Annotated in this window: 14 protein-coding genes and 1 pseudogene; 4 read left to right on the top strand and 11 right to left on the bottom strand. The window is 37.0% G+C overall.

The window, feature by feature from the left end:
• Positions 1 to 53 precede the first annotated feature (53 nt).
• From KBP50_RS19100 to KBP50_RS19125, 6 genes are all read right to left on the bottom strand, one after another.
• The gene (locus KBP50_RS19100; protein ID WP_050351096.1) at positions 54 to 326 is read right to left on the bottom strand and encodes a YkvA family protein; all 273 of its coding nucleotides are present in this window, start codon (positions 324 to 326) and stop codon (positions 54 to 56) included.
• 493 nt (positions 327 to 819) lie between these two features.
• Positions 820 to 2,643: a translational GTPase TypA gene (gene typA / locus KBP50_RS19105; protein ID WP_050351095.1), complete on the bottom strand. Its 1,824-nt coding sequence runs from the start codon at positions 2,641 to 2,643 to the stop codon at positions 820 to 822.
• 75 nt (positions 2,644 to 2,718) lie between these two features.
• Positions 2,719 to 2,877, bottom strand: a complete 159-nt coding sequence (locus tag KBP50_RS19110) for a hypothetical protein (protein WP_157858450.1) — start codon at positions 2,875 to 2,877, stop codon at positions 2,719 to 2,721.
• A gap of 576 nt (positions 2,878 to 3,453) precedes the next feature.
• Positions 3,454 to 4,881 (bottom strand): SLC13 family permease, encoded by a 1,428-nt coding sequence (locus tag KBP50_RS19115; protein ID WP_050351093.1) that lies wholly within the window; start codon positions 4,879 to 4,881, stop codon positions 3,454 to 3,456.
• Between the two features lie 862 nt (positions 4,882 to 5,743).
• A complete protein-coding gene (locus KBP50_RS19120) occupies positions 5,744 to 7,075 on the bottom strand; it encodes a sensor histidine kinase (RefSeq protein ID WP_050351092.1) in 1,332 nt (443 codons plus the stop codon).
• Positions 7,072 to 7,764, bottom strand: coding sequence for a response regulator transcription factor (locus KBP50_RS19125; RefSeq protein WP_050351091.1), 693 nt, complete (start codon positions 7,762 to 7,764; stop codon positions 7,072 to 7,074). The genes KBP50_RS19120 and KBP50_RS19125 overlap by 4 nt, the downstream gene beginning before the upstream one ends.
• Positions 7,765 to 8,391: 627 nt before the next feature.
• On the opposite strand from KBP50_RS19125, the gene KBP50_RS19130 reads away from it, so the two are divergent.
• Both KBP50_RS19130 and KBP50_RS19135 read left to right on the top strand, forming a co-directional pair.
• Positions 8,392 to 9,744 carry a S1C family serine protease gene (locus tag KBP50_RS19130; protein ID WP_072741278.1) on the top strand — a complete coding sequence of 451 codons (1,353 nt, stop codon included), beginning with the start codon at positions 8,392 to 8,394 and terminating at the stop codon, positions 9,742 to 9,744.
• A gap of 399 nt (positions 9,745 to 10,143) precedes the next feature.
• Positions 10,144 to 10,935, top strand: coding sequence for a zinc ribbon domain-containing protein (locus tag KBP50_RS19135; RefSeq protein WP_257786702.1), 792 nt, complete (start codon positions 10,144 to 10,146; stop codon positions 10,933 to 10,935).
• 44 nt (positions 10,936 to 10,979) lie between these two features.
• Here the strand turns inward: KBP50_RS19135 and KBP50_RS19140 are convergent, their stop codons facing one another.
• From KBP50_RS19140 to KBP50_RS19150, 3 genes are all read right to left on the bottom strand, one after another.
• Entirely contained in the window at positions 10,980 to 11,183 is a 204-nt protein-coding gene (locus tag KBP50_RS19140; protein ID WP_050351089.1) for a zinc ribbon domain-containing protein, read from the bottom strand.
• A 359-nt stretch (positions 11,184 to 11,542) separates the two neighbouring features.
• Positions 11,543 to 12,208 carry a TraR/DksA C4-type zinc finger protein gene (locus KBP50_RS19145; protein ID WP_050351088.1) on the bottom strand — a complete coding sequence of 222 codons (666 nt, stop codon included), beginning with the start codon at positions 12,206 to 12,208 and terminating at the stop codon, positions 11,543 to 11,545.
• A gap of 68 nt (positions 12,209 to 12,276) precedes the next feature.
• The gene (locus KBP50_RS19150) at positions 12,277 to 12,720 is read right to left on the bottom strand and encodes a GNAT family N-acetyltransferase (RefSeq protein ID WP_050351087.1); all 444 of its coding nucleotides are present in this window, start codon (positions 12,718 to 12,720) and stop codon (positions 12,277 to 12,279) included.
• A gap of 102 nt (positions 12,721 to 12,822) precedes the next feature.
• On the opposite strand from KBP50_RS19150, the gene KBP50_RS19155 reads away from it, so the two are divergent.
• On the top strand, positions 12,823 to 13,704 hold the full coding sequence (locus KBP50_RS19155; protein WP_232231362.1) for an NAD(P)-dependent oxidoreductase: 882 nt from the start codon (positions 12,823 to 12,825) through the stop codon (positions 13,702 to 13,704).
• A gap of 170 nt (positions 13,705 to 13,874) precedes the next feature.
• A pseudogene (locus tag KBP50_RS19160) lies at positions 13,875 to 14,324 on the top strand (AraC family transcriptional regulator).
• Positions 14,325 to 14,558: 234 nt separating this feature from the next.
• Here KBP50_RS19160 and KBP50_RS19165 read toward each other — a convergent pair.
• Together KBP50_RS19165 and KBP50_RS19170 are read right to left on the bottom strand one after the other, a co-directional pair.
• Positions 14,559 to 14,864: a hypothetical protein gene (locus KBP50_RS19165; protein ID WP_050351085.1), complete on the bottom strand. Its 306-nt coding sequence runs from the start codon at positions 14,862 to 14,864 to the stop codon at positions 14,559 to 14,561.
• 5 nt (positions 14,865 to 14,869) lie between these two features.
• Positions 14,870 to 15,547 carry a class I SAM-dependent methyltransferase gene (locus KBP50_RS19170; protein ID WP_373314185.1) on the bottom strand — a complete coding sequence of 226 codons (678 nt, stop codon included), beginning with the start codon at positions 15,545 to 15,547 and terminating at the stop codon, positions 14,870 to 14,872.
• Positions 15,548 to 15,833 lie beyond the last annotated feature (286 nt).

The following is a 15,833-nucleotide window of genomic DNA, read 5'->3' on the forward strand; positions in this document are numbered from 1 at the left end:
GAAGAAGTCTGCTTTTTTGTCAATGAATCGATTACAAGAAATGTGCAACTATTCTAGAATGAATATTTTTCCTTAATTGCTTCTGGCGCCATTTTAACCATCCATTGTAACAGAAAAACGGCAATCGACACATCATCAATTAACCCGAACCCTAATATAACATCTGGAATCATATCAAATGGAAAAATAAAATATCCTAATATCAGCAATACAAAGAAAAGTTTTTTAGTGTTGGCTACATCTTTCGAAGTAAAAAAATCCTTAAAGAAAGGAATTGATCGGTGGAACGTAAACAAAAAACGGACGCGTTTCCATAATCTCTTCATTATCTTAACCCCCTTCTTTATAGCATCTTACTGTTCTGTATCCATAAAGTAAATCTTCAATCAATAGGGTTTTCATTCATCCACCACTGATTGTTAGTAACATAATGGGATGACTTAAAAGCAGCTTACGAAATAGGGTATTTAGGTGCTGTTATCTCCCCACTTAGACTTGTTGCTGTTCAGATTATCCAACTCCTAAAGCAAGATCCTTACAGAACCTTATATACAGGATAAACCTACAAGTATAAACAAAATATGTTTCAATTATTTATGAGCAAAAGAAACTCATACCTTTATTCGGAAGCTATTTTAGTTTTAGCTCAAATCCCCTTACCTCATAGATAACGAAATGGAGAAGACGCAGGTAACTCCACCCTTTTTAAGCGCCTAAATTTATACTTTTGTATTTTTGTAAAAAAACACCGAAGAAAGGGTTCTTTTTTCGGTGTTTTTTACATGTATCTATTCCAGAAAAATGATTTTTTATAACCATTTATTTATTTCTTTTCGCTGCTTTTTCGCGTTCATTCTTATTAAGAATTTTTTTACGTAAGCGAATAGATTCGGGTGTTACTTCGCAATACTCATCTTCATTTAAATATTGTAATGCCTCTTCCAAAGACATATTACGCGATTTACGGATTGTTATTGTTTGATCTTTCGTTGCAGAGCGAACATTTGTTAAATGCTTTTCTTTTGTAATGTTTACCGTAAGATCATTATCACGATTATGTTCGCCTACAATCATACCCGCATACACTTCTGTTCCAGGTGTAACAAAGATAACGCCGCGATCTTCCAATTGCATAATCCCGTAGGTCGACGTCTTCCCATTTTCTAGAGCAACAAGTACCCCTTCTCTTCTTCCGCCAACCTGACCTTTAATTACCGGCTCGTATCCTTCAAAGGTATGGTTCAAGATACCATAGCCACGTGTTTGCGACATAAATTCGGTAGCATATCCCAACAATCCACGAGATGGAACTTTAAACTCTAAGCGTACTTGTCCATTTCCTTGATTTGCCATATCCAGCATTTCGCCTTTTCTTGAACCAAGCGATTCCATAATGGCACCTGTATATTCTTCCGGAACATCTACTTGAACCCTTTCTACTGGTTCACATTTTACACCATCTATTTCTTTTATAATGACTTGTGGTTTCGATAACTGCAATTCAAAGCCTTCTCGGCGCATATTCTCAATCAGAATCGATAAATGCAGCTCCCCTCGCCCAGAAACAATCCATGCATCAGGTGAATCAGTCGGGTCAACGCGAAGACTAACATCTGTTTCCAATTGCTTCAGCAAGCGTTCTTCAATTTTTCTAGCGGTAACAAACTTTCCTTCTTTACCTGCAAACGGACTATTATTTACAAGGAACGTCATTTGCAGTGTGGGTTCATCAATCCGTAACCATGGAAGACTTTCTGGATGATCTTGAGGACAGACCGTTTCTCCTACATTAATATCTTCTAACCCAGCAACAGCCACTACATCACCAGATACAGCTTCTTGAATTTCAATTCGTTTTAAACCGATAAATCCAAACAGTTTCGTAATACGGAATGACTTTTGTGTTCCATCTTTTTTCAAAATAACAACCTGCTGGCCAACTTTCATCGTACCCCGTACTACTCTGCCAATACCGATTCTGCCTACATAGTCATTGTAATCTAATAACGTAATTTGGAATTGCAATGGTTCTTCCCTGTTATCGATTGGTGCAGGAATATGTTCGAGTATCGTCTGAAACACAGGATCCATCGTTTCTTCCTGCTCGTTAGCTTTGTATCCAGAAGTTCCGTTTAAAGCGGAAGCATAGACAACCGGAAATTCCAACTGCTCATCATCTGCTCCTAATTCTATGAATAAATCTAATACTTCATCTACTACTTCAGTTGGTCTTGCATTCGGGCGGTCAATTTTATTTAAAACGACCATTGGGGTTAATTTCTGTTCAAGGGCTTTTTTTAGTACAAAACGTGTTTGTGGCATCGTCCCTTCATAAGCATCGACTACTAACGCTACCCCATCCACCATTTTCATAATTCGTTCCACTTCTCCACCGAAATCCGCGTGGCCTGGTGTGTCCAAAATATTAATGGCTGTGTCTTTATATTTAATGGCTGTATTTTTAGCCAGTATCGTAATCCCTCGTTCTCGTTCAATATCTCCGGAATCCATCGCTCGTTCATGAACATGTTCATTTTCACGAAACGTTCCGGAATACTTTAACATTTGGTCTACTAACGTTGTTTTCCCATGATCGACATGGGCTATGATAGCAATGTTGCGAATATCTTCTCTTAATTGCATACGTACGCTCCTCTATTTTAAGGGATAATAAGATTAAACTTCAATCCGTCAAGCTTTCTTTATCCCTACTAATTGTTAAATAACAGAATCTTGGATATCATATTTATCGGTTTGAGATTGCTGTTTTCTTGCAGGAGAAAACTCTTGGCTGTTTGCTAAGCTTTCCTTTTCAAGCAAGCGTCTCACCTCACGTATAGTGACCGTCCAAAAAGCAAGGGAAAAGAATAAATTCAAGGTGGACCCTGCAACAAAAAATTGTTCAGCATGGAGCAAGCATCCAGACTTCTTGGAATTCGTTTATTTTCGCCAGACTTTTTGAACATCCACTTATACTTGAAGATAGCCTTTCTTTACACTATAGGAAAGTATAAGATTTTTCTGGTTTATAGTATAAGAAAAACAAAGGCTTCTGCCATAAGACTTGGCGACAAGCCAAGTTTTTCTAATGCTGAATACATTTTTTTGTTCGACAACATCTTTCTAGCACATTAGAAAAACTATTCAATTATAACATGGATGTGCATATAAAGTAAAATTTTGATCCCAGAAGATACATAAATGCTTTATTTAAGATGATAGCCAATGGTTTATTTTTTCGATAGCATCATCTTACTAGGCAAACATTTAGAAAAAATCGGAGAACCACATTAATGGTTCGCCGATTTTTTAAAGGAATTAAACTATAAGGTTTGGTATGCAAGCTCAAAGATTACTCGTAATCGATGCTATCCACCAGTTCATGTTTCACTTATTTCTTATGCTTTATTTTGGTGCTCGAATACGAAACAAGTAATCTATAATTTAGTTTTGTTAAAAGGTTAATACAATCGGCTGCCAGAAGTAAACAAATACCACTATTACCAAAATTGCAAAAATGTTCATCCAAAAACCTGCTTTAACCATGTCATCTATTGTTAAGTATTCGGAACTGAACACTGCTGCATTTGGAGGTGTAGAGATTGGTAGCATGAATGCACAAGAAGCCGACAGAGCTACGACCGCCATAATACCATACGGATCAACACCGATGCCAATTGCAAGCCCAATACTGATTGGTATTAACATATTTGATACGGCTGTATTTGACATGATCTCGGTCATAAATAGTACGATCGCAGCAAGTACTATTAGTATAAGTAGATAAGGAAGTGATTCTAATGCACTTAGCAATGTTCCAAACCATTCTGTTAAACCAGATTCTTCAAAAGCAGCTGCTAGCGAAAGCCCACCACCAAATAGAAGGAGCAGTCCCCAAGGAAGATCTTTCATATCCTTCCATTGCATTAATTCCCCGGTCTCTTTTTTGCTCGGCAATAAAAACATAGCAGTTGCTCCAATAATAGAAATACTTGTATCAGATAAGCGCAAGCCTTCTGGTAGAAATCCAGAAGATATCCATAGCGCCCCGGTAATCGTAAAAATAAATAACACTGCTTTTTCCTCATAAGACATGGGACCAAGCTTTCTAAGTTGTTGCTTAGCAAAGTCATCTGAGATATTTCCAGTTTGGTTTACTTTGAATTGAATACGAGTTATATAAAAATATAAAGCTGCTAATAAAATAATCGTAAGAGGAAAACCAAATAAAAACCAGTCTGTAAATGTAACTTGCTGATCGAGAACACTAGATGCAACACCGGCAAAAACTGCATTTGGTACAGATCCAATTAGGGTAGCTAGTCCTCCAATGGACGCAGCATACGCTACAGTTAATAATAAGCCTTTTGCAAAATGATGCAATGATTTCTCATCAAGCAGGTTATTTTCTTTTACTTCTGTTATTAACGCTAAAGCGATTGGTAACATCATAAGAGCTGTTGCCGCATTCGAAATCCACATGGATAAAAGAGCTGTGGCAAGCAATACACCTAGAATAATACGTTGACTGCTTGTACCCACCATGGAAATAATGGTCATAGCAATTCGCTTATGGAGATTCCATTTTTCAATGGCAAGCGCAATTGTAAAGCCACCCATATACATAAAAACGATTGGGTTGCCGTAAGCCATGGTAGCTGTTTTTTCTTCTGCTCCACCTGTGATAGGTAATAAAAAAATAGGAAGCAAAGATGTTGCCGGTATTGGAATTGCTTCTGTTATCCACCAGCATGCTACCCATGCAGTAACTGCTAGGACAGCCCTTGGAGAATCATCAAGCCCGGTTAAATTGGGTAAAAAAAACAAGATTACAAATAAAATCGGACCAAGGATAAGCCCTAGAAATTGACGTTTCTTCACAGCTATTTCACCCTCTTTCTGATGTTTAATATTAGTAGTAGAATTGAAGATTACGATAATTTGTCAATTAGCAGGCACTATAAAACCCTTTCAAATTATCATTCGTCATTATATGTGATTTCTAACTAAGAGACCAAAAAGAAAACGCCATCATTTCCGATAATTCAATATACTATCAATAGACTCATATTCTGTCAATAAAACTAAAAACATGGATATTAAATGCAAACTGGGAAATTATAGCCTGTCTAAACTCTTTTTTAAAATATAGAAAAGAAGACCAAAGAACAAAGGCGCAAGTGCTCGTTTAGCAACGTAGTGAATGGAACGAATCAAGAGATAAAGGAATCATGCCACTAAAAACAGGGGTATGCCGACGTCTGGGCGGCAAGGCGGCAAGCCCGTTTTTAGTCGTCGGCCTTCCTCTTAGCGACGAACCGATGAGGCCTTATCGTAGGGCGCATTTCTAAAGTCGCATCGTTGCTGGGCTCATGCGCCGGACGTGACTAGTTGGTTATTTTGTTATCCACAAGTACCTCATTTTATAGGTTCCTATACAATAAAAAAATGGAACTCAATCAGTAGGAGTTCCCTTCCATCTCCTACTGATTGAAGTAAAACAAAGGACAAAACTTTAAGTTCCTTGAAAAAGAAAGAATGTTTTGCCTGCATGTTAAGTCTTCCGAGATCACACATCCTACAGTCCTATCTAATCGGCGATGTAGATGCTTCTTTCTCCCACTCAGACCGTTTTGATGAATATCGATTCTTGAATTGGGTTTCTTGGGTCAACTTACACTTTTTTCTCGCCTTTTCACAACCTTAAAACTAAAGAGTAATAACGAAAAATAAGTTTGGATAATCACTTTAGAGTAAATACAATTTCAAACCTTGCTCCACCTAATTTCGACCGGTGAACAGAAATTTTTCCATTGGACTGTTCAATAATTGCTCTTGCAATTGCAAGCCCCAGTCCTGTTTCTCCACCTTTCCCTTTTACAAACCGGTGAAAAATATGTGGAATTAAGTTTTCAGATACTCCTTCCCCATCATCTTCTATGACGATGAGAATTTTTTTATTTTCTTTCTTAATATCGAAATGAACTGTTGCATGAGCATGGCGAATCGCATTAAATGTTAAATTTAATAATGCTCGTAGCATTTTTTCTCCATCTGCTACTATTTCCGGGGAACCTTGTATCGTATGCTTTAGCTCAATCCCCTTTTCATTTACTATCGGGAGAGCCCGGTCCACTACCTGCTCCATCACTTGTTTTAACTGGATCTTTTCAGGTGTATAGACGTCTGGTTCACTATCTAACTTAGCTAATAGTATCATTTCGTTAATAATTTTTTTCAAGCGTTTTACTTCTGTCACCATCACGTCAAGACCTTTTTCTTCCTCTTTAGCATCAAAAATATGGTCTCGTATCCCCTCTGCATAACCTTGAATTGTCATAAGGGGGGTCTTTAACTCATGGCTGGCATTTTGAAAAAAGGTTTGTTGCGAGTTAATATATCTTTCCAACTCTTGCGCCATATCATAGACACTTTGTTCCACTTCCTTTATTTCACCTGTCGCTTTAATTCGCTTAATGGAACGAAATTGCCGTTTCTCTATCTTTTTTAACTGCTTTTTCAGCTGCGAAAGTGGGGTCACTAGCTTGCGAGTTAAAAAATAACTTAGAATAATCGCGATCGCACCGCCTATGAAAAACACAATTAATAGGCGAAAGATAAAACTTTGCTGGACTAATTCTAAATCACTTAAAGGTGTTAAAAGAATAAGTTCAACGCCTGTACTCTCAGGAGTAAAAATAATCCTTGAAGTGACAAACTTGGCACCATTATACTCCCATAATGTTTTATCCGCATCGGCAAAATCATTTTTCTTAAAAAAACCGGAAACGACACTGTCAGGAAGGGTCGGCGATGCAGCTACATGCTGATTTCTGTCATAAATAAACATTTGTAAACCTTGATCTTCTAACAATTTATTTAAGTTACTTACGCTTGTACTTTCATATTGATCATTTAACACATCAACGATTAAATCACCCTTTTGTTTTAACTGCCGCTGTTCATCTTGGATGAGCAAATCCAAGATGAGGGAATAGATGACATACCCGGTAACAGCCATAATAACGAATAGCAAAGCTGTAAAAGCGGCATTTAATTGCGATTGTAGCTTCATGTAACTTCTCCTTCATTTCGAAGCCGGTAGCCATATCCCCACACTGTTTCTAAAGGCAAATGAGGAAGTTTTTTACGAATTCGTTTAACGAGGTCGTCCACCGCCCGATCGCTTCCGAAGTAATTGTCTCCCCAGATTTTAATTAATAGCTCCTCCCTTGAAAAGGCGCGATTCACATTTTCCACTAAAATAAGTAACATATCAAATTCTTTCGTTGTCACTTCATATTCTTCCCCCCGAAAGAAAATACGACGTTCTTCTTTATCAATCGTCAATTCATCAACAGTCACTCTAGTATCATTTACTTCAGTATTCGCCAAACTTATACTGGATCGCTTAAATAATCTTTTTACCCTAGCAACTAGCTCTCTTGGACTAAATGGTTTAGTTAAATAATCATCTCCCCCGAGCTCAAGTCCAAGAATTTTGTCAATTTCTTCATCCTTCGCTGAAATAATAATAATCGGTACTTCACTTTCCATACGAATCTTTTTACAAAACTCATAGCCGTCCATTCCCGGAAGCATAATATCTAATATCCACATGGCTGGAGGTTCTGTTTTCCAAAGTTCCCATGCTTCTTCAGCAGATTCCAGTAATGTGACCGTAAATCCTTCTTTTTTTAAATAGGCAGATACAATATTACGTATATTTGGATCGTCTTCAACTATTCCAATATGATGATTCATTTTAATCACCTTTTCTCTTATTTCTTTACTACTATTTTCACATAAATAAACGATTATTTAGATCTATTACATTTCTGCTCACCAATCACAAATTCAACTATTCACTGTTATTGTAACACTAGTATGCAACCTCAGATAAAACAACCTGAAAAAAATTATAAAAATGATGCGTTTATCAAGCACATATCCCATTGCCCTTCTGAGTATCAAAACTCTACTTTATCGTGGTTTAATTCGTTTAACGTATTACAACCCTACTTATAGAATATTTACGATTCATTTATTGTTTTTAAGGGTATACCAATACGAGAATTATATTTTTGGCTAAATTAAATAAGACAATGAAGCGATGTATCATGAATATACATTTGCACTTTCTAAAAACATAAAATTAGATAATACTTTACACATTTTTTCCACAATTGTACCAAATGATTCCCCAAAGAAATGGGTATACTATAAGTAATGATGGGAACTTCATTTACGTATTTACATCTTTATGAAGGGACCATTTAGCATACCAGGCTACAAACAGACATCTTTGAGCGTCCCCCCTGACTCCCCTCGACGCTCTAATGATGTTTGTTTGTAGCCTGTCATTAAAATCTGTCATAAAGGGTGATGGAAATGGATGATAAAAATAATGAACATCATAATCAGCAGCCAGGATATACAATATCCAATAGATCACAAGAGTCCAATCAAAATCAAGATTTTAATCAGCAAAGCAACGAAGAACTGATACATCAGAATCACTATAGCAACCACGATGAAAATACTCCAGCCAATAATAAATCAAGCAATAAATCTATGCTCCATTTTTTTCTAGGTGGAATATCGGGTGGAGTTGTTGCCGTTCTCATAATTGCAGTATTAATGTTTACAAATATCATCCCGATTAATCAAGGAAATGGAAATGGATCTGCTTCAGCAGGAGAAGATAAACAAGCCGCAGAAGTAGTTAAAACCCTCACTTCTGAAGATGCAGATGTTGCTACAAATATTGAAGAAACTTCAAAAGCCGTTGTTGGTGTAATAAATATGCAACAACAGAGTATTTGGACGGAAAGCCAAGAAGCAGGTACTGGATCTGGAATTATCTATAAAAAAGAGAATGGTAAGGCTTATGTAATTACAAACCACCATGTAGTAGAAGGTGCGGAAGAAGTAGAAGTTGCCTTAAATTATTCTGAGAAACGCCTAAATGCGAAAGTCTTGGGAACCGATGAATTAACGGATTTAGCAGTATTAGAAATTGACGGAGATGCGATCACCACTGTTGCCAACATGGGATCTTCCAGTGATTTAAAAGTTGGTGAAAATGTGATGGCGATTGGGAACCCGCTTGGAATGGAATTTGCTAACACAGTGACGAAAGGCGTAATTAGCGGACTAGATCGGTCTGTACCGATAGATACAAATGGGGATAGGCAGGCAGATTGGGTCACAGAAGTTATCCAAACCGATGCCGCGATTAACCCTGGAAACAGTGGCGGTGCACTTGTAAATGAAAAAGGTGCCGTTGTAGGAATTAACTCCATGAAAATTGCACGTCAGGAAGTTGAAGGTATCGGCTTTGCTATACCTGTAGACGCTGCACTGCCAATTGTTGAACAGTTAGAAAAGAATGGGGAGATCGAACGTCCACTAATTGGTATTAGTACTGCAGCCATTGAACAAGTTCCGCCTCAATACAGAGCAGAAATTCCATTACCTGAAGATGTTAAAGGAGGAATGGTGATAGCGAATGTAGAAGAAGGATCACCTGCTGATAAAGCTGGTTTACAGCAGTTTGATGTCATCACAAAAATTAATGACCATGAAGTAACCTCTATTTTAGAGTTACGTAAGTTTCTGTATTCGGATGCTTCTGTCGGCGAAGAAGTAAATATCGAATATTACCGCGGCGGTAAAAAAGAAACAACTAAATTAACTCTAGAAGCGAAAGAGCCAGTAAATAAGAATGCGAACGAAGAATAATCAAAGAATGCGCATAGAGCTAGGTGAAATAAACCTTTGCTATATGCGCATTTTATTGTTTATTCCTGTGACTCACGCATTAAACGGTCTGTAAATACCCTGTCTAATGCCATTTATAGTTTGATTTTCTTTATTTTACAATTTAAACAGGGATTTTCCAATATGATGTCAAAATGGTATAGTGAATAGGAGAATGATTTAGCAAACTTTTCCTTTAACCTTAAGCGTAAGAGGCTTGTAGCAAGGGCTAAACAGTTTGACAGCTTTAAAACTAGGTGATTTTTGTTGTTGAAGATATTGCTACTTCACTCAAAGGAATTTGGAATTCTGTATTTTTATCTTCGACGACACTTCCCTTTGCATATTTTATCTCTTAAAATCATATCTGGGTGGAAAGTTTTGCTGAAAAATCCAAACGATAGGAGGATACCAATGCTTTGTCCTAACTGTGAACAAGAATCAAAAGAAGGTAAGTATTGTACCAATTGCGGTGCACATCTTTATCCAGAACAAGCAGCAACAGTTGAAGAAGAAGGTGAAAGTCAACTCAATACTGCAACAAATAAAAGAGATTTTTCATCAACCATAAACGCAGAAGCAAAACATTTTGCAAGCTTTTTTATGACTTATTTGAAATCTCCACACAACGCACGATTTGTAACACAGCAAGATTTTATACCTGCCATTATATCCATTGTTCTATTATCACTTACTATCACATTAAGCTTTTATCTTGTAACACTTCAGTTTGGTAGCTTTTTTGTAAGCATCAGTTTTTTAGATGGATTTATTATCCCATTTATACAACACCTTTTAGTCTATGCTTTTATGACGATACTAACTTATTTTAGTACAAAATTAACCGGGCAACATATTTCATGGAAAAATACCGTAACGAAAGTGGGAGCATATACTATTCCTTTTATCATTACGTTTTTAATTGGAATAGTACTTACATTAATTAGAATCCCTTTTTCCAGTGTGCTTACTTTTATTAGTTTACTTGGTCCTGTCATATTTATTCCATCTTTTATCCTGCTTGAGCAACAACACGAGAAAAAAGGTTACGACAGAATTTATGTGTTAATCGGCTTTTATATTGTTTCTTTTGTATTAGCCACTATCATTTTGCAAAATATGCTTGGGAGCATATTTGGAAATTTAATGGAAAACTTCTTTCAAGGTTTTTAGCATAGAAAGCGCCGGTTACTTTTGTAATCCAGGCGCTTCTGCGCTTAACCGAAAAACAAATCGAAAATATTGCTCCCTTTAGAGCTATTTTTGTTATAAAACTCAGAATAGCCGCAATCTTTACAGTAAACCACTAAAAAATGATTGCTCTGAACATCAAACATTTTTGATAGTCCTGTTCCAGTCATGGCTACTTCTTTTTGGTCTGCATTCGTACTTCCGCATTTTAAACAACCTTTTTGTTCCAAAATATCACCTCATTCATTCATTAAATACGTTCTAACAGAAATATGGTTTCATAAAGTGAACTAAAGGTTTTCTCATTCACCACACTACTTTTTGTTAGTACCTCAAAAATATGACCTAAGGCTCTGAACAGAAATCAGGCATTTACCTTATGGTCGATCCCTCACTTATTCTCATGGGTTGGACTTCGTAGTCTGGAAGGGCATATTTTACTGCTATTTTAATGGAGGATAAAATGAAGATAACATTATTATAATAACTCGTAATGTCTAAAAAATATAGTCAAATTGTAAAAAATCTCTCGGCAGTGAATTTGAACTGTGCCCGCCATTCACTAGTAACCGAAAGACTTCTCAAAGCATTATATGTCATCATGATCTGTTTGCTGATCTGTAATGGGCTCTGTATATTTTCCATCCGCGGATGCTCCTAGGTAACCTTCTACATCCTCTACATAACCAACTGCTTCATCACTATTGGGATACATTTTGTTATAACTTGCTTTATCTCCATAAAAATCAGAAGGGGTTTCAGATGTCCCATAACGGCTTACTTCCTGCCACGCGTCCTCTGCGTCATATCCCACCTGTGTTTCATCTGATACTTCATCTGGATTTATATTCGGACTATATACTTCTTCTTCCATTGTACGTGGATGATTAAAAGAATTACTTTTTGCATGCTCTATACAACGGTCTGCAGTTGGCATCGCTTCAAGTCGCTCATAAGGGATATCTCTTCCACATTCCCTGCAAATCCCATAAGTTCCCTCTGCAATCGCATGCAGTGCTTTATTGATATCCTCTAACTCCTTTTCGGCATGCTCATTAAGTGCAACGTCCTTTCCCCTTTCAAATAACTCTGAAGCTGTATCTGCTGGATGATTGTCATAGTTGGATAATTCCCCAGTAGATTGTTGCATGGATTCTAATGTTAAACCTAAATGGTCCTGAACATGAGAAATAAGTTCGGATTGTCGATTTTGTAAAGCATTTTTACATGCTGCTAATTGCTGCTCATTAATCATCTTTACACCCTCTTTTTGAGTTCGTTCATTTTATTTATACTATGCGCAAAAAAAGGGAGTGACATGCTTTATTTATGTTCCCAAATCATGTCAATATGCCAAATTCCATCTTCTAAATAAGCAGGTGAAATTTGCTTGAAACCAAATGATTCGTAAAACGCTGATAAATACTGTTGGGCTTGAATTTTGATATTACTTTTAAAATGGTTAGCTGCATAATGGATAGCTTGTTTCATTAATTGCTTTCCATATCCTTTTCCCCGATAATTATTCGTTACCAACACTCGCCCAATAGATACTTCTTGATATTTACTATTAGCAGGAAGAATCCGAGCATATGCTACCATTTTTTGATTATCATGCAACCAAATATGTGTAGCCTGCAAATCGAATTCATCTACTTCTGGATAAGCACATTGCTGTTCAACAACAAACACATCTACTCTTGCTTTGAATATTGCGTATATTTCCATTTGATGCAGTTCATGGAACGATTTATGTAGCCATTCCATATAACCCCACCTCCTCCATTTCTTTTTTGTTTAGTATAACAGGACTTTCTCTTCTTTTGTCGAATGAACATAATATATAAGTTCAAGAGAGGAGAATGTTATTTGCTTACAAAAGATGCTCGAATTGGATTCATAGGAACTGGCGTCATGGGATCCAGTATGGCAAAGCGAATCATGCATGCAGGCTATAGCGTGTCCATTTATACACGAACAAAACAAAAAGCCGAAGCTTTAATTAGCGCTGGCGCAGATTGGGAAGATTCTATTGCTGATTTAGCAAAAAAATGTACCGTCATTATTACGATGGTTGGGTACCCAAGTGATGTGGAAGAAGTTTATTTCAGTGATCAAGGCATTTTAAAAAATGCTTCCAAAGGGTCTTACTTTATTGATATGACGACATCTAAGCCTAAGCTAGCAATACAAATAGCGAAAGAAGCTGAAAAGAAAGGCTGCCTTGCATTAGATGCGCCTGTTTCTGGTGGAGATATTGGTGCTAAAAATGGCAAGCTGACAATTATGGTTGGTGGTCAGGAGCAAGCATTTCATGATGTGCTCGAATTATTTCAAACAATGGGAGATAACATCATTTTACAGGGGGAAGCTGGTGCTGGGCAACATACGAAATTAGCGAACCAAATCACGATTGCTTCAAATATGATTGGTGTCTGTGAAGCCATTGCCTATGCCAAAAAGACAGGTCTTGACCCTGAACGAGTTCTAGATAGTATCACCGCTGGAGCAGCAGGCAGTTGGTCTCTTTCCAATCTGGCACCACGTATGATAAAAGGAGACTACGCTCCTGGATTTTACGTCAAACATTTTATTAAAGATATGAAAATTGCATTGGAATCAGCTGAAGAGCTTGGTCTTTCCACACCAGGATTAGCGTTATCGTTAAGGCTTTACCAAGAGCTCGAAGCAAACGGAGAAGCTGACAGTGGCACGCAAGCATTAATAAAATTGATTTCTACACAGCAATAGTTGAGGAACGAAAAGCATTTCAAATGAGAAGGGATAATACATGATATTATGTGTTCCTCTTCTTTTTTGATTACCTATTTTTTAAAAATTTTAAAAAATATACGGTAATTCATTTTAAAGCATGCTACGATTGAAATGTACCACAAAAAAGAGAGAAAGAAGGAACATGAATGAAATCAAAAATTGAAATTATTCCCAGTTTGCGCATTGCTTTTATGCGACGAACTGGTCCATATGGTCCTGAAAACGTCAAAGTAATGGAAAGGTTAAAAAAATGGGCTGCTGAAAAGAAACTCCTTCTATAGGCGACTATTTTTGCTATTCCTCAGGATAACCCAGAAATAACTTCACCTGAAAACTGTCGATTTGATGCTTGTATTGTAATCTCTGATGAATACCAAATAATGGACGATTCCATTAACGAACGTAAACTTTCTGGCGGGAAATACGTTGTTTACGAAATCAAACATACAGCTGCAGATATTGCAACAGCGTACACGACGATTTTTCCAGACTTAAAGGTTAAGGGATATCAAATAGAAAACAGACCCATTTTGGAAAGATATACTGGTGATATGTTTAGTAATCCTCATTGCGAAATATGTGTGCCCATAAAGTGATTCTTCAATCAGTGGGGGTTTTCATTCATCCCCCACTGATTGTTAGATGAACGGATCGGGCATTTAGGTGCTGTTATCTCCCACTTAGGCTTGTTGCTGTACAGGTTATCCAAACTCCTGAAGTGGGAGTCTTACAGCGTCTTATATACGAGATAAAAGAATGCGCTTCTTAAGCAGTTTTTATCAACACTAAAAAGTAAGAAGTTATGATAACTTCTTACTTGAAAGCATCGTCTATTTATGTGATCTTTTTATAAAATTCTCTGCTTCCTCTTGTACGGTAAACGCTAAATCGTCGTTACCAAATAACTGTAGCGCTTGAAGAACCGTTTCTGTTGCAATAAAATCGGCTTCCTCTTTTGCTACTGTCTGCTCCGTCATTTCTTCAAGAACCTTGTTTTGCTGCTGATGGGGATATGCTTTGTAATAAACCTCTAACGGGTCTAAGTCATTGTTTACACACCACTGAGCAAATACAAGAATCATCATTTTTTCATTTTGCTGGTAATTATCAATGATTATTTTATCTTTGTCATTCATAAAGCTCAACCACCATTTCTTAACATAAATATCCATGAAAAAGATACGGATTGTTGTAATTCAAGCGGTAAACGCTCATACATGTCTTTGGTTACACCTTGCTTAAGCACACCATATCCATCCACATACTGTAAATTCAACTCTAAACATAACTGTTGAAATTCCCAAGGCATCATCGTATTACAAATCACTGTTTTTCCATGTAAACGTGGATAGCTATTTACACGCGGACCAGCAGTAGGTCCTAAAACCCCTACACATAAATAGCCACCTGCTTTTACTACTCGCTTCCATTCTTGTAAGGTCTGCTTAGGTTTTTCTGTCCATTCTAAAACATTAATTGCCATTACTGCCTCAAATGTATCAGTAGAAAATGGAAGTTGTTGTGCATCTCCTTGCATAACAATTATACCATTAGGAAGCTGCTGCTTTGCATATTGAACCATTACAGAGGAAATATCCAGCGCCGTCACTTGATAACCTTGCTCATATAATTTAAAAGCCCCATATCCGTCACCACAACCAATGTCCAGTATATGATGATCTTGACTCATATATTGGGTTAGAAAAGGGATAATGCCACTCCTACTGCCTGACTCCCACATGTTTTTACTGCGTTCATTCCAAGAATCTGCCCGCTCATCCCATTGCTTTTCCGCTTCCTCGCTCCAATTGAAACTCATTGTAATTCCTCCCCCATCACCCATTTCTGTTGATTCCATTATGCACTTTCTCTGGGTAATTTTACAGTCTTATCATTCACTTTTTAGTAGACAAGCATGATGAATGATTATAAATATCCTTTGAAGTATAACTTGATATAAATTTCCATGAGAAGTTGACAACGACTGTTTCCAGTGCAATAATTGCTTACAATCGAGGAAATACGGTTAATTTCAAGCCTGTAAATGGATTGTTTTATCACTACAAAATTATTTTTCTTTCTATACATAGAAATCTTTACACCCT

Source organism: Virgibacillus pantothenticus (assembly GCF_018075365.1).
Classification (GTDB): Bacteria; Bacillota; Bacilli; order Bacillales; family Amphibacillaceae; genus Virgibacillus; species Virgibacillus pantothenticus.

Excerpts from the sequence above, each read along its gene's own strand:
- KBP50_RS19120 (WP_050351092.1), bottom strand. The coding sequence starts at position 7,075 with ATGAAGCTACAATCGCAATTAAATGCCGCTTTTACAGCTTTGCTATTC.
- KBP50_RS19165 (WP_050351085.1), bottom strand. The coding sequence starts at position 14,864 with ATGAATGACAAAGATAAAATAATCATTGATAATTACCAGCAAAATGAA.
- KBP50_RS19100 (WP_050351096.1), bottom strand. The coding sequence starts at position 326 with ATGAAGAGATTATGGAAACGCGTCCGTTTTTTGTTTACGTTCCACCGA.
- typA (WP_050351095.1), bottom strand. The coding sequence starts at position 2,643 with ATGCAATTAAGAGAAGATATTCGCAACATTGCTATCATAGCCCATGTC.
- KBP50_RS19130 (WP_072741278.1), top strand. The coding sequence starts at position 8,392 with ATGGATGATAAAAATAATGAACATCATAATCAGCAGCCAGGATATACA.
- KBP50_RS19150 (WP_050351087.1), bottom strand. The coding sequence starts at position 12,720 with ATGGAATGGCTACATAAATCGTTCCATGAACTGCATCAAATGGAAATA.
- KBP50_RS19125 (WP_050351091.1), bottom strand. The coding sequence starts at position 7,764 with ATGAATCATCATATTGGAATAGTTGAAGACGATCCAAATATACGTAAT.
- KBP50_RS19170 (WP_373314185.1), bottom strand. The coding sequence starts at position 15,547 with ATGAGTTTCAATTGGAGCGAGGAAGCGGAAAAGCAATGGGATGAGCGG.
- KBP50_RS19145 (WP_050351088.1), bottom strand. The coding sequence starts at position 12,208 with ATGATTAATGAGCAGCAATTAGCAGCATGTAAAAATGCTTTACAAAAT.